Below are 18,723 nucleotides of genomic sequence, written 5' to 3'. Positions count from 1 at the left end.
GCCCCAGCCCCGATATCCCACGATTTTTCTATGTTTATTGAGAATGATTTGCATTTTGTATATCATCTGGGTTCTGATTCAAGCACACTCACCATGCTCAAACGAATTTTCTCCCTCTCCCTTCTGTCCTTGCTCGCAAGCAGCCCGGCACTGGCCCAGGAACAGGTGGTCAACATCTATTCCGCCCGTCATTACCCCAGCGACGAAGCACTCTACAGCCAGTTCACCCGCACCACCGGCATCCGCATCAACCGCGTCGACGCCGATGATGCCGGCATTCTGGCCCGTCTGCGCGCCGAAGGCTCCGCCTCACCGGCCGACGTGATTCTGCTGGTTGACGCAGCCCGCCTGTGGCGCGGCGAGGCCGACGGATTGTTCCAGCCCGTCAAATCAGCCGTCCTGGACACGGCCATTCCGGCGCAACTGCGCGGCGCGGCGAGCAGCGACAGCGGCTCGGCCTGGTACGGCTTCTCGACCCGGGCACGCGTGATCGTCTACGACAAGATCAAGGTCAAGCGCGACGACGTCGATACCTACGAAGAACTCGGGGACGTCAAGAACAAGGGCCGCCTGTGCATACGCTCCGGCTCGCACCCCTACAACCTCTCGCTGTTCGGCGCCGTCCTCGAACACTTGGGCGAGCAGAAAACCGAAGCCTGGCTCAAGGGCATGGTGGACAACATGGCACGCGCGCCCAAGGGCGGCGACACCGACCAGATCCGCGCGGTGGCCTCTGGCGAATGCGCCGTGGCCGTGACCAACACCTATTACCTGGCGCGACTGATGCGCTCCGGCAAGCCCGAAGACCAGGCCGTGGTCGAACGCGTCGGCGTGGTCTTCCCCAACCAGTCCAGCTGGGGTACACATGTCAACATCGCCGGCGGTGCCGTGGCCAGGCATGCCAAGAACCCGGCCAACGCCGTGAAATTCCTGGAGTACCTGGCCAGCCCGCAGGCACAGGAGCATTTCGCCAACGGCAACAACGAATGGCCGACTGCCAAGGGTGTGAAGCTGGACAACCCGGCGTTACAGGCCATGGGGGGCAACAGCTTCAAGAGCGAAACCATCCCGATCAGCGTGGTCGGCAAGAATTCGGTCAAGGTGCAGCAGATGCTGGATCGCGCGGGCTTCCGCTGATCGCCCCGCACGCATGAAAAAAGCCGGCCTCAGGCCGGCTTTTTTTTGGGCGACTGAGGGTCAGTCGGCTGTGGCCTCTTCAGGCTTGGCCTTGCCTTCCTTCTTGGGCAAGGGCTGGATATCGAGCAGGACTTCGGTCTTGCTCTCGTCCTTGTCATCCAGGTCCACCGTCAGACGGCCACCGTCGGTCAGGCGACCGAAGAGCAACTCGTCGGCCAGTGCCCGGCGGATCGTGTCCTGGATCAGGCGCTGCATCGGGCGAGCGCCCATGAGCGGGTCGAAGCCCTTCTTCGCCAGGTGCTTGCGCAGCTTGTCGGTGAAGGTGACTTCGACCTTCTTCTCGGCCAGCTGGGTTTCGAGCTGCAGCAGGAACTTGTCCACCACGCGCAGGATGATGTTCTCGTCCAGGGCCTTGAAGCTGACCATGGCATCCAGGCGGTTGCGGAACTCGGGCGTGAACAGGCGCTTGATATCGCCCATCTCGTCGCCGGCCTGGCGCGGGTTGGTGAAGCCGATGGTCGACTTGTTCATGGTCTCGGCCCCCGCATTCGTCGTCATGATGATGATGACGTTGCGGAAGTCGGCCTTGCGCCCGTTGTTGTCGGTCAGCGTGCCGTGGTCCATGACCTGCAGCAGCACGTTGAAGATGTCCGGGTGCGCCTTCTCGATCTCATCGAGCAGCAGCACGGCGTGCGGCTTCTTGGTGACCGCCTCGGTCAGCAGGCCGCCCTGGTCGAAACCGACGTAACCCGGAGGGGCACCGATCAGGCGGCTCACGGCGTGGCGCTCCATGTACTCCGACATGTCAAAGCGGATCAACTCGATGCCCATGATGTAGGCCAGCTGCTTGGCCGCTTCGGTCTTGCCCACGCCCGTAGGCCCGCTGAAGAGGAAGGAGCCGATCGGTTTGTCGGCACGGCCCAGGCCGGAGCGCGCCATCTTGACAGCGGCCGCCAGCACTTCCAGCGCCTTGTCCTGGCCGAACACCACGCTCTTCAGGTCGCGTTCGATGGTCTGCAGCTTGCTGCGGTCGTCGTTGGACACGTTGGCCGGGGGGATGCGGGCAATCTTGGCCACGATTTCCTCGACCTCGGTCTTGCCGATGGTCTTCTTGCGCTTGGACGGCGCGAGGATGCGCTGGGCGGCACCCGCCTCGTCGATCACGTCGATGGCCTTGTCAGGCAGATGGCGGTCGTTGATGTACTTGGCCGACAGTTCGGCCGCCGCCTGCAGTGCCGCATTGGCGTACTTGACGTTGTGATGCTCCTCGAAGCGCGACTTCAGGCCCTTGAGGATGTCGATGGTCTCACTCACGGTGGGCTCCACCACGTCGACCTTCTGGAAACGACGCGACAGCGCAGCGTCCTTCTCGAAGATGCCCCGGTACTCGGTGAAGGTGGTCGCACCGATGCACTTGAGCTGGCCGCTGGAGAGGGCTGGCTTGAGCAGATTGGACGCGTCCAGCGTGCCACCCGAAGCGGCACCCGCCCCGATCAGGGTATGGATCTCGTCGATGAACAGGATGGCGTTGGGCTTGTCCTTGAGGGACTTGAGCACCCCTTTGAGGCGCTGCTCGAAGTCACCGCGGTACTTGGTGCCCGCCAGCAAGGCGCCCATGTCCAGCGAGTAGACATTGCCCTCGGCCAGGATCTCAGGGACGTCCTTCTGGACGATGCGCCAGGCCAGGCCTTCGGCAATCGCCGTCTTGCCGACACCGGCCTCACCCACCAGCAGCGGGTTGTTCTTGCGCCGGCGGCACAGGATCTGGATCACGCGCTCGACCTCGTACTCGCGACCGATCAGCGGATCGATCTTGCCGTCCTTGGCTGCCTGGTTGAGGTTCTGGGTGTACTGCTCCAGCGGCGAGGCCTTGCTGTCGCCCTTCTCGGCGGCTGCGCCCTCCTCCGCCTCACCCGCGCTTTCGCTGGACTTGCCGGTTTCGGGGGGATCGCTCTTCTTGATGCCGTGGGCGATGAAGTTGACCACGTCCAGGCGCGTCACGCCCTGCTGGTGCAGGTAGTAGACGGCATGCGAATCCTTCTCGCCGAAGATGGCCACCAGCACATTGGCGCCGGTCACCTCTTTCTTGCCGCTGCCCGTGGACTGCACGTGCATGATGGCGCGCTGGATCACGCGCTGGAACCCCAGCGTGGGCTGGGTGTCGACGTCGTCGGTACCAGCCACCTGCGGGGTGTTGTCCTTGATGAAGTTCGACAGCGACTTGCGCAGGTCATCGATATTGGCTGCGCAGGCGCGCAGCACCTCGGCCGCACTGGGGTTGTCGAGCAAGGCCAGCAGCAGATGCTCCACGGTGATGAACTCGTGGCGTTGCTGACGCGCCTCGACAAACGCCATGTGCAGGCTGACTTCCAATTCCTGGGCAATCATGTGACTTCCTTTTGCCTTGCTTACAAATCTACTTTAATCCGATTCGCCTGACTGTCCAACAGTTCCAGCCTAAAAGAAAAGTTACTTTTCCCTGCTTACTCGACTTCTTCACTCCACCGGCTCGCACAGACACTGAAGCGGATGCCCCGCCTTGTGCGCCGCATCCAGCACCTGGTCGACCTTGGTCGCCGCCACGTCCTTGGTATAAACACCGCAGACCGCTTTGCCGTCCAGATGGATCTTGAGCATGATCTGGGTTGCTGTTTCCAGATCTTTGCTGAAAAACTCCTGGATCACGACCACCACGAACTCCATCGGGGTGTAATCGTCATTGAGCATGACCACCTGGTACATCTGCGGTGGCTTGACTTTCTGCGTCCGTCGCTCAAGCACCACCGACCCACCTTCGTCCCGGCGGGGCTGCTGGACGGGCGGAGCTGGCGGCTTGGCAGGGAATTTCGTGGCCATGGATCGATTCTATCGAGCACGCATCAGGCGCGCCCCGCATGGGGTTGAATTGGAGACGGACTGGCCAACCTTCAAGTGCAGAAACAGGTCCGTCGCGAAAAATACCGCCGCCGGCAACAGACCGGGGGCGATTGCGGGACCGCGGGAGCGGTCAGTCCGCCTGCTCGCGATCACATGTTGTCGATCATCACCTGGCCAAAGCCCGAGCAACTGACCTGGGTGGCGCCGTCCATCAGGCGGGCAAAGTCGTAGGTAACCTTCTTGCTCAGGATGGACTGTTCGAGCGAACGGATGATCAGGTCAGCCGCTTCTTTCCAGCCCATGTGGCGCAGCATCATCTCGGCCGACAGGATCTCGGAGCCCGGGTTCACATAGTCCTTGCCGGCATACTTCGGTGCGGTGCCATGGGTGGCTTCGAACATGGCCACCGTATCGGACAGGTTGGCACCCGGCGCGATGCCGATGCCACCCACCTGGGCGGCCAGCGCGTCGGAGATGTAGTCGCCATTGAGGTTCAGCGTAGCCACCACGCTGTACTCGGCCGGACGCAGCAGGATCTGCTGCAGGAAGGCGTCGGCAATGACGTCCTTGATGACGATGTCCTTGCCGGACTTCGGGTTCCGGACCCTGCACCAAGGGCCGCCGTCGATCAGCTCGGCGCCGAACTCCTTCTGGGCCAGCACGTAGGCCCAGTCGCGGAAGCCACCTTCGGTGAACTTCATGATATTGCCCTTGTGCACGATGGTCACACTGGGTTTGTGGTTGTCGATGGCGTACTGTATGGCCTTGCGCATCAGGCGCTCGGTGCCCTCGATGGACACCGGCTTGACACCGATCGCGGAAGTATCGGGGAAGCGGATCTTCTTGACGCCCATCTCGTCCACCAGAAACTTGATCAACTTCCTGGCCTGGGCGGACTCGGCCTCGTACTCGATGCCGGCGTAGATGTCCTCCGAGTTCTCGCGGAAGATCACCATATTCGTCTTCTCGGGCTCCCGGAGCGGCGAAGGCACGCCCTTGAAGTACTGCACCGGGCGCAGGCAGACGTAGAGGTCGAGTTCCTGGCGCAGGGCCACGTTGAGCGAGCGGATGCCTCCGCCCACGGGCGTGGTCAGAGGGCCCTTGATGGACACCACGTACTCGCGCGCCACGTCCAGGGTTTCCTGCGGCAGCCAGACATCGGGGCCGTAGATCCGGGTCGCCTTCTCGCCGGCATACACCTCCATCCAGTGGATCTTGCGCCGGCCGGCGTAGGCCTTTTCCACAGCCGCATCGACCACCCGGAGCATCACCGGCGTGATGTCCAGCCCCGTGCCATCCCCCTCGATATAAGGGATGATGGGCTCATCCGGCACGTGGAGCGACAGGTCGGCGTTGACGGTGATTTTCTGGCCTTGGCTGGGCACCTGGATGTGCTGGTACATGGTGGAAGTGGAACTCCGTGAGGGGTGCGTAGACAGACGGTGTCGACCCGCGATTTCCGCAGGCGCACGTCGAATTGAACTTGCGAATAAATTCTAGTCTCTATTTCCCTGACACTGACCTGCACCTCCGCTCGGAGAATGACAGACAATGTCCTGGACCACAGCTTTCACGCCTCTCCATGAACCGTTTCGTCCTACGCCTGACCTTCCTGTTCTTCGCCCTGCCGGGGCTGGGCTGGTCGCAGGAATCCCCCCAGCTCCATCTGCCGCGCGTCACGCTTTCGGCAGGCATGCACCTGATCCACGCCCAAGTGGCCGCCACGAATGAGCAGCGCGCCACCGGCCTCATGTTCCGCAAGGAGATGCCCGCCAGCGAGGGCATGATCTTCGTCTTCGAACAACCGTCCTCCCAGTGCTTCTGGATGAAGAACACCTTGCTGCCGCTGACTGCGGCCTTCGTGGCCGACGACGGCACCATCGTCAACCTCGCCGACATGAAGCCGCAGACGACGAACGCACACTGCTCCGCCAAACCGGTGCGTTATGTGCTGGAGATGAACCAGGGCTGGTTCGCCAAACGTGGCATCAAGGCAGGCCACAAGCTGGGCGGCCAGCCCTTCGAGCGCCGCCCCTGACCCACAAGCACCGCCCAAAAACAAAAGCGATCAGGATGGCATCGCCATCCTGATCGCTTCTTCGAAGCCGGCCCTCCGGCTTGCCCGTGGGCTGGCTTGTCTTAAGCCTTGACCGACGCCAGCGCGGCGTTCAGCGTCTGGCTCGGACGCATCACGGTGTCGAGCTTGGCGAAGTCGGGTTTGTAGTAACCGCCGATGTCCGCCGGCTTGCCCTGCACGGCAGCCAGCTCAGCCACGATGGTCTGCTCATTGTCGGTCAGCTGCTTGGCCAGGGGGGCGAACTTGGCCGCCAGGGCCGCGTCCTCCTTCTGGGCCGCCAGCTCCTGGGCCCAGTACAGGGCCAGGTAGAACTGGCTGCCGCGGTTGTCGAGCTGGCCGGTCTTGGGCGAGGGGTTCTTGTTGTGATCGAGCAGCTTGCCCGTGGCGGCATCCAGGGTCTTGGCCAGGATCTTGGCCTGGGCGTTGCCGGTCTTGATGCCCAACTCCTCCAGCGACACGGCCAGCGCCAGGAACTCGCCCAGCGAATCCCAGCGCAGGTGGTTTTCTTCCACCAGCTGCTGCACGTGCTTGGGCGCAGAACCACCAGCGCCGGTTTCGTACATGCCGCCACCGGCCATCAGCGGGACGATGGACAGCATCTTGGCGCTGGTGCCCAGCTCCATGATGGGGAAGAGGTCGGTCAGGTAGTCGCGCAGGATGTTGCCGGTGACCGAGATGGTGTCCAGGCCGCGCACGACACGCTCCAGCGTGTAGCGCATGGCGCGCACCTGCGACATGATCTGGATATCCAGGCCGTTGGTGTCGTAGTCCTTGAGGTAGGTCTTGACCTTCTTGATCAGCTCGGCCTCGTGGGGACGATAGGGATCGAGCCAGAAGACGGCCGGCATGCCCGAGTTGCGGGCGCGGGTCACGGCCAGCTTGACCCAGTCGCGAATCGCAGCGTCCTTGACCTGGCACATGCGCCAGATATCGCCCTGCTCCACGTTCTGCGACAGCAGCACCTCGCCGGTGGCCAGGTCCGTGATGTTGGCAACACCGTCTTCGGACACCTCGAAGGTCTTGTCATGCGAACCGTATTCCTCGGCCTGCTGCGCCATCAGGCCCACGTTGGGTACGGTGCCCATGGTGCGCGGGTCGAAGTTGCCGTGCCACTTGCAGAAGTTGATCATCTCCTGGTAGATGCGGGCAAAGGTGCTCTCCGGCATCACGGCCTTGGCATCCTTGAGGCGGCCGTCGGCGCCCCACATCTTGCCGCCCTGGCGGATCATGGCCGGCATCGAGGCGTCCACGATGATGTCGTTGGGCGAATGGAAGTTGGTGATGCCCTTGGCGGAATCGACCATGGCGAGTTCGGGACGGTGCTCATGGCAGGCGTGCAGGTCGCGCTTGATCTCGTCCTGCTTGGACTGCGGCAGCGTGGCGATCTTGTTGTAGAGATCGACCATGCCGTTGTTGACGTTCACGCCCAGTTCGTCGAACAGCTTGCCATGCTTGGCAAAGGCATCCTTGTAGAAGATCTTGACGCAGTGACCGAACACGATGGGGTGCGACACCTTCATCATGGTGGCCTTGACGTGCAGCGAGAACATCACGCCGGTCTTGTGTGCATCCTCGATTTCCTTTTCGTAGAACTCGAGCAGCGCCTTCTTGCTCATGAACATGCTGTCGATGATCTCGCCCGCCAACAGGGCCAGCTTGGGCTTGAGCACGATGGTCTTGCCGCTCTTGGTGATCAGCTCCATCTTCACGTCGCGGGCCTTGTCCAGCGTCAGCGACTTCTCGCCGTGATAGAAGTCACCATGGTGCATGTGCGACACGTGGGTGCGCGAAGCCTGACTCCACTCGGCCATCGAATGCGGGTTCTTGCGCGCGTAGTTCTTGACGGCCGCCGGGGCGCGGCGATCGGAGTTGCCCTCGCGCAGCACCGGGTTGACGGCGCTGCCGGTGCACTTGGCATAACGTGCGCGCAGGGCCTTTTCTTCCTCGGTCTTCGGATTTTCCGGATAGTCGGGGATCTTGTAGCCCTTGGACTGCAGCTCCTTGATGCAGGCCACCAGCTGCGCCACCGAGGCACTGATGTTGGGCAGCTTGATGATGTTGGTGTCCGGCAGCAGGGTCATACGGCCCAGTTCGGCCAGGTTGTCCGGCACGCGCTGTTCCTCGGTCAGGTATTCCGGGAAGGCGCCCAGCACACGTGCCGCCACCGAGATGTCGCTGGTGACCACGTTGACGCCGGCCGGCGCAGCGAAGGTGCGGATGATGGGCAGGAAGGCACTGGTCGCCAGCAGCGGTGCCTCGTCGGTCAGGGTGTAGATGATGGTGGGTTGCTGGGTGCTCATGTCATATCTCCAGAAGTTCAAGTTGTCGTGCCGCCGTTCGCGCTGTCTCACCGAACGGCCACAGTCTTTCTCTTTCCATGGTCAGAGATTTTGCTTTCTGGGTTCTGACCGCGCCCCCATTTTTTGAATCGAAATCTCACGATGCAAAATTTTCATCAAATATCTTGCTATTTTTTTCTATCAAGTCTTATAAAAGACACATGACTGACCGCCACAAGGCGGTCCCGTCCCCCAGACCTCACGGCCAGCGCCCCCAGCCTACGTCGGCTTTCAGAAAACAAAAAGGGCCCGAAGGTCCAGCCTTCGGGCCCTTTTGATGCCAAGACGTGAATCAGCCGAAGTTCTTGGCCACGAAGTCCCAGTTCACCAGCTTGTCCAGGAAGGTCTCGACGAACTTCTGGCGCAGGTTGCGGTAGTCGATGTAGTAGGCATGCTCCCACACGTCCACCGTCAGCAGGGCCTTGTCGGCGGTGGTCAGGGGGGTGCCGGCCGCGCCCATGTTGACGATGTCGACCGAGCCGTCGGCCTTCTTCACCAGCCAGGTCCAGCCGGAGCCGAAGTTGCCCACGGCCGACTTGACGAAGGCTTCGCGGAAAGCGGCGTAGCTGCCCCACTTGGCATTGATGGCCGTGGCCAGGGCGCCGGTGGGCTCACCGCCGCCATGGGGCTTCATGCAGTTCCAGAAGAAGGTGTGGTTCCAGATCTGGGCGGAGTTGTTGTAGATGCCACCGCTGGACTTCTTGACGATGGACTCCAGGTCCAGGCTCTCGAATTCGGTACCCTTTTGCAGGTTGTTCAGGTTGACCACGTAGGCGTTGTGGTGCTTGCCGTGATGGAACTCCAGGGTTTCCTTGGAGTAGTGCGGTGCCAGGGCGTCGATGGCATAAGGCAGGGGGGGCAGGGTGTGTTCCATGAGGTCCTCGGTGGTTTGTTGTTGAAAGGCCAGAGGCGACGATTGTAAGAACTAGCTCTTCGGCCAGGGCAAGGCGGCAAGATCAACCTTGCCGGCGGCAAGGTGGACGGCCCAAGCAGCGCGGCTCGCGCGATCGGTCCTTGGGTCATAATTATCCTCGACCTGGGTCAACAAAAAAAGGAGACAACCATGGGTGCAATCTTCCAATCCCTGGGGCGATCGGTACTGGCGGGTGTGGTGCTGCTGGTCCTATTGGTACTGGTCGCCGGCGGCAATGTGAGCCCCAGCCATGCCTGGGCCACCTTCGTCATGCGCTGGCTGCACGTCCTGTGCGGTGTCATGTGGGTCGGTCTGCTGTGGTATTTCAACTTCGTGCAGATTCCGTCGATGCCCAGGATTCCGGATGAACAGAAACCGGCGGTGACCAAGGTGATCGCACCGACCGCCCTGTTCTGGTTCCGCTGGTCCGCCCTGGCCACGGTCGTCACGGGCCTGTTGCTGGCAACGATGAGCGGCTATATCGGCAGCGCGCTGATGCTGCAGAAGCCTTTCACGGCCATCGGCATCGGCATGTGGATTGCCCTGGTGATGGCCTTCAATGTCTGGTTCATCATCTGGCCGAACCAGAAGAAGGCCCTGGGCATCGTGGCGGTGGAAGCGGCTGAAAAGGCCAGGGCAGCCCGCCTGGCCATGCTGATCTCGCGCTTCAACACCATGCTCTCCATCCCCATGCTGTTCTGCATGGTGGCCCAGCAAAACGGCGGCCTGTAACACCCGCTGGTATGAAAAAAGGGCCGCGGGACGCGGCCCTTTGCTATTGGAAGACGCGCTTACTCCGGGTCCCGGATGGCCGTGACGCTGACGTCCGCTTGCCCCTGGGAAAAGTGCAGATGCAGGACCTGGCCAGGAGCCAGCCCCTGCACACGGGTCACCGCTTCATGGCGTTCATTGCTGACCCAGGCATAACCGCGTTGCAGCACGAGAGACGGGTCCAGCAGCTGCAGGCGCAGGCCGGCGCGCTCCAGGCGCTGCTGCCGGCTCTGCAATCCACGCTGCGCGGACTGCGGCCAGGCCTTGCCCAACTGCTGCAGATCGCGCTGGCGCTGGGTCAACCCATGCGTCGCGGCATAACGCAGGCGCTGCGCCTGCGCCGAGAGTGCCAGGCGCTGCCGGGCCACCAAGCCCGAAGGACGGCCCAGGCGGCTGGCCGCCAGGTCCAGGCGCTGGCTCTGGCGGTCCAGTTGCTGCTCCACGGCATCGGACAGGCGCGTCTGCATCAGCTCCAGAGCCCCCAGCCAGACGCTGCGCGCCTCGGCCACCAGCTCGGCCGCCGCCGTGGGCGTGGGCGCGCGCAGGTCGGCCACGAAGTCGGCGATCGTGAAATCGGTTTCGTGCCCCACACCGCTGACCACGGGGACCGGGCTTTGCGCCAGGGTACGGGCCAGGCGCTCGTCGTTGAAAGCCCAGAGGTCCTCCATGGAGCCACCTCCGCGTACCAGCAGGATGACGTCCAGCGCCGGGCTGCCCTGCTCCGCCAGGCCATAGAGCCGCTGCAGGGCGGCCACCAGTTCGGCTGGCGCCGCCGCCCCCTGGACCGCCGCCGGCGCCACAAAAACCGGGATGTGCGGCACCCGCCGCTGCAGGGCCGTGACCACGTCATGCAGGGCCGCCGCCCCCAGCGAGGTCACCAGGCCGATGCCGCGTGGCTGGAGGGGCAACTCGCGCTTGCGCGCCGCGTCAAACAGGCCCTCGGCTTCCAGCTTGGCCTTGAGCTTGAGGAACTGTTCGAAGAGGGCACCCTGGCCGGCACGTGACATCGACTCGACGATGAGCTGGAGATCGCCGCGCGGCTCATAGACACCCAGGCGACCGCGCACCTCCACCAGTTCTCCGTCACGCGGCGCAAAGTCCAGCAGACCGGCCGCGCGGCGAAACATGGCGCAGCGGATCTGCCCGCTTTCGTCCTTCAGCGCAAAGTAACAATGCCCGCTGGACGCGCGGCTGAAGCCTGAAATCTCTCCGCGCACCGCGACAGGATTGAAGCGGGCATCCAGCGCATCAGCAACGGCGCGGCACAGCGCGCCAACCGGCCAGATACGCGGCGTGCCGACTGGGTTGTCGAACTCAGACATGAGCAAGCATGCGGTGCGCGACCGAGTGGGCGCAGCAGACTACTCCACAGCAGGTGGGCCGTTGACAGGGCACGGCACTGGTCGCCTCCGGGCCTGATTTTTCGGTGCAAGCCATTGATTTCATTGGTTTTTTATCTGCCTTTTTTGTCATCGTTCTGTCGCAAACGCGCATGAACAGGTGCATCGGAGCACCTACCCAACACTTCTGCACAAAGTTATCCACATGAACTGTGGGCTACCTGGCTGCCTTTGCCGCATGCCGGCCGGAACGGGCATGAGCGATGCGCCAACAGCGCTTCGTCCATCGGCCTCGGTCATAATCGGAACGCACATTCGCGTGGAGGATCCCTTTGTTTTCCATCATACAAGCCGCTGGTTGGCCGATCTGGCCCCTGATCATCTGTTCCATCCTGGGACTGGCCCTGATCATCGAACGCTTTCTCAGCCTCAAGACCGCCAAGGTCGCGCCCCCGCAACTGCTGGACGAAGTGCTGAAAGCCTCCAGCACGGCATTGCCCGCGCCCGAAGTCATTGCCCAGCTCGAGAAGAACTCGGCCCTGGGCGAGGTGCTGGCCAGCGGCCTGCAGGCCCTGCAGACCAAACCGGGCAGCAGCGACGAAGAGTTACGCAACGCCCTGGAAAGCAGCGGCCGCGTCGTGGCCCACCGCCTGGAGCGCTATCTCAGTGCGCTGGCTACCATCGCCTCGGTGGCGCCCCTCATGGGCCTGTTCGGCACCGTCGTCGGCATGATCGAGATCTTCGGCTCCCAGTCGCCGGCGGGTGGCGCCACCGGTGGCAACCCCGCGCAACTGGCCCAAGGCATCTCGATCGCGCTGTACAACACCGCCTTCGGCCTGATCATCGCCATTCCGGCCCTGATCTTCTGGCGCTACTTCCGGGCCCGCGTCGATGAATACCTGCTGACGCTGGAGCAGGCCGGCGAACGCCTGCTGCAACACCTGGCCACGCTGCGCAGCCCGTCATGAGACTGCATTTCCGCCGCCCCAGCCGCGAGGAACCGGAGATCAACCTGATCCCCTTCATCGACGTGCTGCTGGTGATCCTGATCTTCCTGATGCTGTCGACCACCTACAGCAAGTTCACCGAGATGCAGTTGCGCCTGCCGGTAGCCGATACCGACGCCCAGCGCGACTACCCCAAGGAAGTCATCGTCGCCGTCAGCAGCGAAGGCAGTTTTTCCGTCAACCGCGCAGCGGTCGAAGGCCGCAGCGTGGAAGCGATGGTCGCGGCCCTGCTGCAGGCGGCCAAGGCCGGCAAGGACACCGTGGTCATCATCAGCGCCGACGCCAGCGCGCGCCACCAGTCCGTCGTGACCGTGATGGAGGCGGCACGCCGTGCCGGCCTGACGCAGATCACCTTCGCCACCCAGTCCTCGGCGCAGGCAGGCGGTCGCTGAAGGCCATGGCCAGCCCTGACCAGCCGTCCTGGCAACGTACCCTCATCGACAGCTGGCGGCGACGCGGCCCCCTGACCTGGGCCCTGTGGCCGCTTTCCCTGCTCATGGGCCTGCTGGTGCGCCTGCGCCAGGGCCTTTACCTGAGCGGCGTGCTGCGCCGGCACGTGCTGCCAGTGCCTGTCATCGTGGTCGGCAATGTGGTGGCCGGAGGCGCGGGCAAGACGCCGGTGGTCATGGCCCTCGTCAAGCACCTGCAGGCACGCGGCCTGCACCCCGGCGTGGTCTCGCGCGGCTACGGCCGCCGCACGCAGGACTGCCGGGAGGTCCGCGACGACAGCCCTGTGCACGATGTGGGTGACGAACCGGCCCTGATCCGGCGCAACACCGGTGTGCCGGTCTTCGTGGCCACGCGCCGCATCGAGGCCGCGCGGGCCCTGCTGCAGGCCTATCCGCAAACCGACTTGCTGGTGAGCGACGACGGTTTGCAACACTACGCCCTGGCGCGCGACATCGAGATCTGCGTCTTCGACGACCGGGGCGTGGGCAACGGCTTCCTGCTGCCGGCCGGCCCCCTGCGCGAACCCTGGCCGCGTTATGTGGACCTGGTGCTGCACACCGGCGACCGCCCCGCCTTCACCGGCTACACGGCGCGCCGTGCGCTGGCCGCCCAGGCGGTGCGCATCGATGGCAGCCGGGTGGACCTGGTGGCCCTGGCGCAGGACGGCCGCCCCCTGCTGGCCGTCGCCGGCACGGCGCGGCCCCAGGCCTTCTTCGACATGCTGCAGGCGCTGGGCCTGCCGTTGACCCTCACGGTGGCACGCCCCGACCACGACGACTATGCCCACTGGCAGCGCCCGCTGGAGCGCGACTACACCCTGCTGTGCACCGAGAAGGATGCGCTCAAGCTCTGGGCCCACCACCCCGACGCGCTGGCCGTGCCCCTGAACTTCGCGCCTGAACCGGCTTTTTACGCGGCACTCGACCGTCTGCTCGAAGCGACGCGGCTATCATCGCCCCATGGACACCCGACTCCTTGAACTGCTGGTCTGCCCCGTGACCAAGGGCCCGCTCGAGTACGACCGGGAAAAACAGGAACTGACCTCGCGCAGCGCCCGCCTGGCCTACCCCATCCGCGACGGCATCCCGGTGCTGCTGGAAAACGAGGCGCGCACGCTGAGCGACGAAGAGCTGGGGCTTTGATTCAATGAGCCTCACCGTCCTGATTCCGGCGCGGCTGGCCTCGACCCGCCTGCCCAACAAACCCCTGGCCGACATCGCCGGCCTGCCCATGATCGTGCGCGTGGCCCAGCGTGTCAGCAGCGGCCTGGACCGTGCCACACGCGTGGTGGTGGCCGGCGACAGCCCCGAGATCCTGCAGGCCTGCGCGCAACATGGCGTCGAAGCCGTGCTGACGCGCGTCGACCACCCCAGCGGCAGCGACCGCCTGGCCGAGGCCTGTGATCTGTTGCGCCTGCCCGATGACGCGCTGGTGGTCAACGTGCAGGGCGACGAGCCGCTGATCGAGCCCGCGCTGGTTTCGGCCGTGGCTGAACTGCTGCGCCAGCGCCCCGAGGCCAGCATGAGCACGGCGGCCCATCCCATCCACGAGGTGGCCGACTTCGTGAACCCCAACGTGGTCAAGGTGGTTCTGGATGCGCGCGACCTGGCCCTGTACTTCAGCCGTGCGCCCATTGCCTGGTGGCGTGACGGTTTTGCCCAAGGGGTCAAGACGCTGCCGGAGCCGGCCCCGCTGCGCCACATCGGCATCTATGGCTACCGCGCCGGCTTCCTGCGCCTGTTCCCGAAGCTGGCGCAGGCCCCGATCGAGGTGACCGAGGCCCTGGAGCAACTGCGCGCCATGTGGCACGGCCACCGCATCGCCGTGCACGTGACGCCGCAGGCCCCGGGCGCCGGCGTGGACACGCCCGAAGACCTGGCGCGCGTACGCCGGCTGTTTGCCGCCTGAAAGGCGCCGAGGGTCGCTGCCCGGGGATGGCAACAGCCCCAGGATCTGTAAGTTTCATACCGGTTACGGCATGCTATCCTCGCCTCAGTCATGCAGCTGACACGCACCGCCATGGTGCTGTCGCTGGCTAAGAACACCAAAACATCCGAGGGTATCCATGAGACTGATCCTGTTGGGCGCACCCGGCGCCGGCAAGGGCACGCAAGCCGCGTACATCTGCCAGAAATACGGCATCCCGCAAATTTCCACCGGTGACATGCTGCGCGCCGCCGTGAAAGCCGGCACGCCGCTGGGCCTGCAGGCCAAGGCCGTGATGGAATCGGGCGCCCTGGTCAGTGACGACCTGATCATCAACCTGGTCAAGGAACGCATCGCCCAGCCGGACTGCGCCAAGGGTTTCCTGTTCGACGGCTTTCCGCGCACCATCCCGCAAGCCGATGCCATGAAGGCCGCGGGTGTGAAGCTGGACTACGTGCTGGAAATCGATGTGCCCTTCGAGGCCATCATCGAGCGCATGAGCGGCCGCCGCTCGCACCCCGCCTCGGGTCGCACCTACCACGTCAAGTTCAACCCGCCCAAGGTGGCCGGCAAGGACGACGTGACCGGTGAGCCGCTGGTGCAGCGCGAGGACGACAAGGAAGAGACCGTCAAGAAGCGCCTGGACGTCTACAGCGCCCAGACTCGCCCGCTGGTGGACTACTACAGCAGCTGGGCCAAGCAGGATCCGGCCGCCGCCCCCAAATACCGCGCCATCAGCGGCATGGGCAGCGTGGAGGACATCACAGCGCGCGCCCTGCAGGCCCTGGCCGGCTGATACGCTCGCGCGCCAAGACAACGCCCTGCCCTGCAGGGCGTTTTCATTTCTGCCTCAGGCTGGGCTGGAACGCAGCCCGTAGATTTGCGCACCGACAAACAGGTACTCGGCACGCAGGATGGCCTCGCCTTTTTCCTCGTGAAAGGTGAAACCCAGCACGCCCATGACGTCGCCCACCTTGAGCGGTGTCACGTTCCAGGCCTGCATGCGGGTAAGCGGCGCCAGCTCGATCTCCCAGCGCGGGTCCTTGCGACGGGGCAGCTGGGCCCGCGCCAGCAGGGCCTTGCCATCGACCGGTGCGGTCTGCGCCGGCAAGGCGCGCTGCGCCAGGTCCGACGGCAGCATCAAAGGGGACTGCAGCTCCAGCACCAGTTCGGCATGCGGGTTCTGCCAGCGCACGCTGTGCACGCGCCCCTGCAGATACAAGGGCCGTTCCTGGTCGAAGCTGCTCCAGCCATGGTGGGCCCGCGCCAGCGGCAGCAGACCGGGCAGCAGGGCAAGACTGATCGCGGTGCGTCGTTTCATGCGTGACTCCGGTGGTCTGTCTCAGAGATAGGCAATCCAGCGGCCACAGACCAGCACGGCCAGCCAGATCAGGGTGGACAGCAGCATCTGCGCACGCGCCAGGCCATCGAGCTTGTGCAGGGAGCCCCGTCCATGGAACCAGCCTGCATTACACGCCGCCGCCAATAACAGCAGCATCTTGAGGGAGAAAGCGCGATTGGCCAGCAACTCGGCCGGCTGGCTGGCGAACATCAGCAGGCCCGAGGCCGCAGCCAGGCTGAAACCCGCCAGGGCCAGGCCCAGGCTCAGGCGGGCCAGTTCGCGCACTGGCAGCGCAGCACCCAGGCCGAAGACCCGCAGCTCCAGCAGCACGAGATTGCCGAAAAGCAAGGCGATGCCGCTCAGGTGCACGACCTCAAGCGCCGGGTAGGCCCAGGCACTGGAGAGCAAGGCGCTGAACATGACGCGGGGCCGCCTCTCAGCGCAGGAGTTCGAGCATCAGCGCCAGTCGCGCCTTGACGGGGCTCAGACCGGGCGCCACGGGAAACTCGTCGGACGGCCGGGGCTGCAGGAACCCGTCGGCACAGCGCGTGCTGCGCAGCACGCGCACACCGGCCGCCTGCGCACGCCGCAAGGCGGCCTCCAGTTCGTGATGCACGGTGCCGCCCCCGGTGCCGGCCAGCACCAGGCCACGCACCGGCGGGGCCCCATGGCGCGCGGCGACGACCGGATCCACCAGCGCGTCCACCGTGGCGCCGCAGGCCGCGGCATGGCTGAGCACGATCTCGACCCGCGGCAGTGCCGGTGCCTTGAGCAGGACGTCCAGCAGCATCTTCTGCGGAACAGGCGGCTCGGGCCAGTCACACCGGCGCTCGACGCGTCCCTGCCGGACCCGCCCGAGATCACCGGCCTCCCCTGCGCTGAAGGCGTCGAGCCGCGAACTGTGGACCTTCTGCACGTCCTGCGCGCCAAGGATGCGGCCGGCGCAAACGGCCAGCACGCCTTGCGGGCCTGCGGTGGTCGCCACCGCCAGGGCATCGCGCAGGTTCTGCGGACCGTCGGCGTCCACTGCGTTGGCCGGTCGCATGGCGCAGGTCAGCACCACGGGCTTGCGAGGTGCCAGCACGGTCTGCAGCAGAAAGGCTGTCTCCTCCAGCGTATCGGTCCCATGGGTGATGACCAGGCCTTGCACATCGGCCTGCGCCAGCCAGTGCACACAACGCTGCAGCAGCTTCTGCCACACCACCAGATCCATGTCCTTGCTGTCGATCTGGGCCACCTGTTCGCTCAGCAGCGCAAAGCCCGACGGCGCCGCCAGGCCGGTCATCAACTCGGCCACCGGCTTCTGCGCGGCCAGGTAGTCACGGCTGTCGGCGGCGCTGGTCGCCAGTCCGGCAATGGTGCCGCCGGTGCCCAAAACCACGATTTTTTCTTGCCCCACTTGCATTTCCCGGAAAACTGGTTAAAAATACAGTTACTGGATATCGAGACAGTACCTTGTCTCCTTCCCGCCTACAGGAGTCACGACGATGGACCTGCCGCAGTACCCGATCAAGCTGACCGCCCGCCAGCAGCAGATTCTGGACCTGATCCAGAGCGCCATCGCGCGCACCGGTGCCCCGCCCACGCGCGCCGAGATCGCTGCCGAACTGGGCTTCAAGTCCGCCAATGCCGCCGAGGAGCATCTGCAGGCGCTGGCGCGCAAGGGCGTGATCGAACTGGTCAGCGGCACTTCGCGTGGCATCCGTCTGCAGGGCGAGGCGCTGCGCTCCATCAATGAATCGCGCATCAAGCAATTCTCCCTGCCCATGCCGGACCTGTCCCAGCTCGCCCTGCCCCTGATCGGGCGCGTCGCTGCCGGTTCGCCCATTCTCGCGCAGGAACACGTGGACCAGACCTATTACGTCGAGAGTTCGCTGTTCCAGCGCAAGCCCGACTACCTGCTCAAGGTGCGCGGCATGTCCATGCGCGATGCCGGCATCATGGACGGCGACCTGCTGGCCGTGCAATCCACCAAGGATGCCAAGAACGGCCAGATCGTGGTGGCGCGCCTGGGCGACGAAGTGACGGTCAAGCGCTTCCGTCGCAACAAGCACCTGATCGAACTGCTGCCGGAAAACCCCGACTACCAGACCATCGTGGTCGAGCCGGGCGACCCCTTCGAGATCGAGGGCCTGGCTGTCGGCCTCATCCGCAACACCATGCTCATGTGAACGCGCTGCGTCCCGCCCCGAAAGGTCAACGATGAACACCGCCTACGCCCTCTGGACTCCGCTGCAAGGCCTACTGCGCTGGCTCGCCCCCGCCGTGCCGCGGCGTCCCGCCATGCTGGAGCCTACCCTGCCGTCCGTACGCGCCCCGGCCCTGGCCGCCGTACGCAGCCGCCCGATGCAACGCCCGCTGCGCGTGGTGCGGGTCATGGAAGCCGGCCAGCCCCGCTCGCAGGTGGGCCGCATGGTGATCTCCGGCCGCATGGCCGACGTCTGCGCCGAACTTGACCGCCTGGCCGCCTGCGAAGTCGCACGCCACTGAACGGTTTCTGCCGCAGCCACGTCCTCCATCCGGGTTAGCCCGTAGGAGAGGCCG

Annotated in this window: 20 protein-coding genes; 11 read left to right on the top strand and 9 right to left on the bottom strand. The window is 64.6% G+C overall.

All coding sequences use genetic code 11. The features are described 5' to 3' along the window. Window positions 1–93 precede the first annotated feature (93 nt). On the top strand, window positions 94–1,137 hold the full coding sequence (locus AC1RRP_RS10120) for an extracellular solute-binding protein (RefSeq protein WP_493035738.1): 1,044 nt from the start codon (window positions 94–96) through the stop codon (window positions 1,135–1,137). Window positions 1,138–1,197: 60 nt separating this feature from the next. Here AC1RRP_RS10120 and clpA read toward each other — a convergent pair whose 3' ends face one another. The 3 genes from clpA to icd all read right to left on the bottom strand — a co-directional run bounded on the left by clpA (window position 1,198) and on the right by icd (window position 5,417). Continuing rightward, window positions 1,198–3,525 carry an ATP-dependent Clp protease ATP-binding subunit ClpA gene (gene clpA, locus AC1RRP_RS10115; protein ID WP_493035736.1) on the bottom strand — a complete coding sequence of 776 codons (2,328 nt, stop codon included), beginning with the start codon at window positions 3,523–3,525 and terminating at the stop codon, window positions 1,198–1,200. A 108-nt stretch (window positions 3,526–3,633) separates the two neighbouring features. Next, a complete protein-coding gene (clpS, locus tag AC1RRP_RS10110; RefSeq protein ID WP_493035734.1) occupies window positions 3,634–3,993 on the bottom strand; it encodes an ATP-dependent Clp protease adapter ClpS in 360 nt (119 codons plus the stop codon). A 170-nt stretch (window positions 3,994–4,163) separates the two neighbouring features. Further along, the gene (icd, locus tag AC1RRP_RS10105) at window positions 4,164–5,417 is read right to left on the bottom strand and encodes an NADP-dependent isocitrate dehydrogenase (RefSeq protein WP_493035732.1); all 1,254 of its coding nucleotides are present in this window, start codon (window positions 5,415–5,417) and stop codon (window positions 4,164–4,166) included. Between the two features lie 179 nt (window positions 5,418–5,596). On the opposite strand from icd, the gene AC1RRP_RS10100 reads away from it, so the two are divergent. Continuing rightward, window positions 5,597–6,052: a DUF192 domain-containing protein gene (locus tag AC1RRP_RS10100; protein ID WP_493035730.1), complete on the top strand. Its 456-nt coding sequence runs from the start codon at window positions 5,597–5,599 to the stop codon at window positions 6,050–6,052. Between the two features lie 101 nt (window positions 6,053–6,153). On the opposite strand, the gene AC1RRP_RS10095 is transcribed toward AC1RRP_RS10100, so the two are convergent. Together AC1RRP_RS10095 and AC1RRP_RS10090 are read right to left on the bottom strand one after the other, a co-directional pair. Then, window positions 6,154–8,391 (bottom strand): NADP-dependent isocitrate dehydrogenase, encoded by a 2,238-nt coding sequence (locus AC1RRP_RS10095; protein ID WP_493035728.1) that lies wholly within the window; start codon window positions 8,389–8,391, stop codon window positions 6,154–6,156. Between the two features lie 331 nt (window positions 8,392–8,722). Continuing rightward, entirely contained in the window at window positions 8,723–9,304 is a 582-nt protein-coding gene (locus AC1RRP_RS10090; protein ID WP_493035726.1) for a superoxide dismutase, read from the bottom strand. A gap of 189 nt (window positions 9,305–9,493) precedes the next feature. On the opposite strand from AC1RRP_RS10090, the gene AC1RRP_RS10085 reads away from it, so the two are divergent. After that, window positions 9,494–10,075 carry a urate hydroxylase PuuD gene (locus AC1RRP_RS10085; protein ID WP_493035724.1) on the top strand — a complete coding sequence of 194 codons (582 nt, stop codon included), beginning with the start codon at window positions 9,494–9,496 and terminating at the stop codon, window positions 10,073–10,075. 59 nt (window positions 10,076–10,134) lie between these two features. On the opposite strand, the gene xseA is transcribed toward AC1RRP_RS10085, so the two are convergent. Next, the gene (gene xseA, locus AC1RRP_RS10080; protein ID WP_493035722.1) at window positions 10,135–11,436 is read right to left on the bottom strand and encodes an exodeoxyribonuclease VII large subunit; all 1,302 of its coding nucleotides are present in this window, start codon (window positions 11,434–11,436) and stop codon (window positions 10,135–10,137) included. Window positions 11,437–11,786: 350 nt separating this feature from the next. On the opposite strand from xseA, the gene AC1RRP_RS10075 reads away from it, so the two are divergent. From AC1RRP_RS10075 to adk, 6 genes are all read left to right on the top strand, one after another. Continuing rightward, window positions 11,787–12,422, top strand: a complete 636-nt coding sequence (locus tag AC1RRP_RS10075; protein ID WP_493035720.1) for a MotA/TolQ/ExbB proton channel family protein — start codon at window positions 11,787–11,789, stop codon at window positions 12,420–12,422. Continuing rightward, complete coding sequence (locus AC1RRP_RS10070) at window positions 12,419–12,853, top strand: ExbD/TolR family protein (RefSeq protein ID WP_493035718.1); 435 nt, start codon at window positions 12,419–12,421, stop codon at window positions 12,851–12,853. The genes AC1RRP_RS10075 and AC1RRP_RS10070 overlap by 4 nt, the downstream gene beginning before the upstream one ends. Before the next feature lie 5 nt (window positions 12,854–12,858). Then, window positions 12,859–13,890, top strand: coding sequence for a tetraacyldisaccharide 4'-kinase (gene lpxK / locus AC1RRP_RS10065; protein WP_493035716.1), 1,032 nt, complete (start codon window positions 12,859–12,861; stop codon window positions 13,888–13,890). Beyond that, the gene (locus AC1RRP_RS10060) at window positions 13,871–14,053 is read left to right on the top strand and encodes a Trm112 family protein (protein ID WP_493035714.1); all 183 of its coding nucleotides are present in this window, start codon (window positions 13,871–13,873) and stop codon (window positions 14,051–14,053) included. The genes lpxK and AC1RRP_RS10060 overlap by 20 nt, the downstream gene beginning before the upstream one ends. 4 nt (window positions 14,054–14,057) lie before the next feature. Continuing rightward, window positions 14,058–14,819 carry a 3-deoxy-manno-octulosonate cytidylyltransferase gene (gene kdsB, locus AC1RRP_RS10055; RefSeq protein ID WP_493035712.1) on the top strand — a complete coding sequence of 254 codons (762 nt, stop codon included), beginning with the start codon at window positions 14,058–14,060 and terminating at the stop codon, window positions 14,817–14,819. Window positions 14,820–14,976: 157 nt separating this feature from the next. Next, window positions 14,977–15,633 (top strand): adenylate kinase, encoded by a 657-nt coding sequence (gene adk, locus AC1RRP_RS10050; RefSeq protein WP_493035710.1) that lies wholly within the window; start codon window positions 14,977–14,979, stop codon window positions 15,631–15,633. Between the two features lie 54 nt (window positions 15,634–15,687). On the opposite strand, the gene AC1RRP_RS10045 is transcribed toward adk, so the two are convergent. Genes AC1RRP_RS10045 through AC1RRP_RS10035 form a run of 3 tightly spaced genes read right to left on the bottom strand, consistent with a single transcriptional unit; the run spans window position 15,688 to window position 17,560 of the window. Beyond that, window positions 15,688–16,158, bottom strand: a complete 471-nt coding sequence (locus AC1RRP_RS10045; protein ID WP_493035708.1) for a DUF6152 family protein — start codon at window positions 16,156–16,158, stop codon at window positions 15,688–15,690. A 21-nt stretch (window positions 16,159–16,179) separates the two neighbouring features. Next, window positions 16,180–16,599 (bottom strand): hypothetical protein, encoded by a 420-nt coding sequence (locus AC1RRP_RS10040; protein WP_493035706.1) that lies wholly within the window; start codon window positions 16,597–16,599, stop codon window positions 16,180–16,182. Between the two features lie 16 nt (window positions 16,600–16,615). After that, a complete protein-coding gene (locus AC1RRP_RS10035; RefSeq protein ID WP_493035704.1) occupies window positions 16,616–17,560 on the bottom strand; it encodes an asparaginase in 945 nt (314 codons plus the stop codon). A gap of 106 nt (window positions 17,561–17,666) precedes the next feature. On the opposite strand from AC1RRP_RS10035, the gene lexA reads away from it, so the two are divergent. Then, window positions 17,667–18,350, top strand: a complete 684-nt coding sequence (gene lexA, locus AC1RRP_RS10030; RefSeq protein WP_460488712.1) for a transcriptional repressor LexA — start codon at window positions 17,667–17,669, stop codon at window positions 18,348–18,350. A gap of 31 nt (window positions 18,351–18,381) precedes the next feature. Beyond that, window positions 18,382–18,669 carry a hypothetical protein gene (locus AC1RRP_RS10025; RefSeq protein WP_493035702.1) on the top strand — a complete coding sequence of 96 codons (288 nt, stop codon included), beginning with the start codon at window positions 18,382–18,384 and terminating at the stop codon, window positions 18,667–18,669. Window positions 18,670–18,723: the final 54 nt, after the last annotated feature.

The organism is Hylemonella sp. GW821-FHT12C09, from assembly GCF_058807395.1.
The sequence above is the reverse complement of the archived record's forward strand: the minus strand, read 5'-3'. Positions and strand labels throughout refer to the sequence as shown.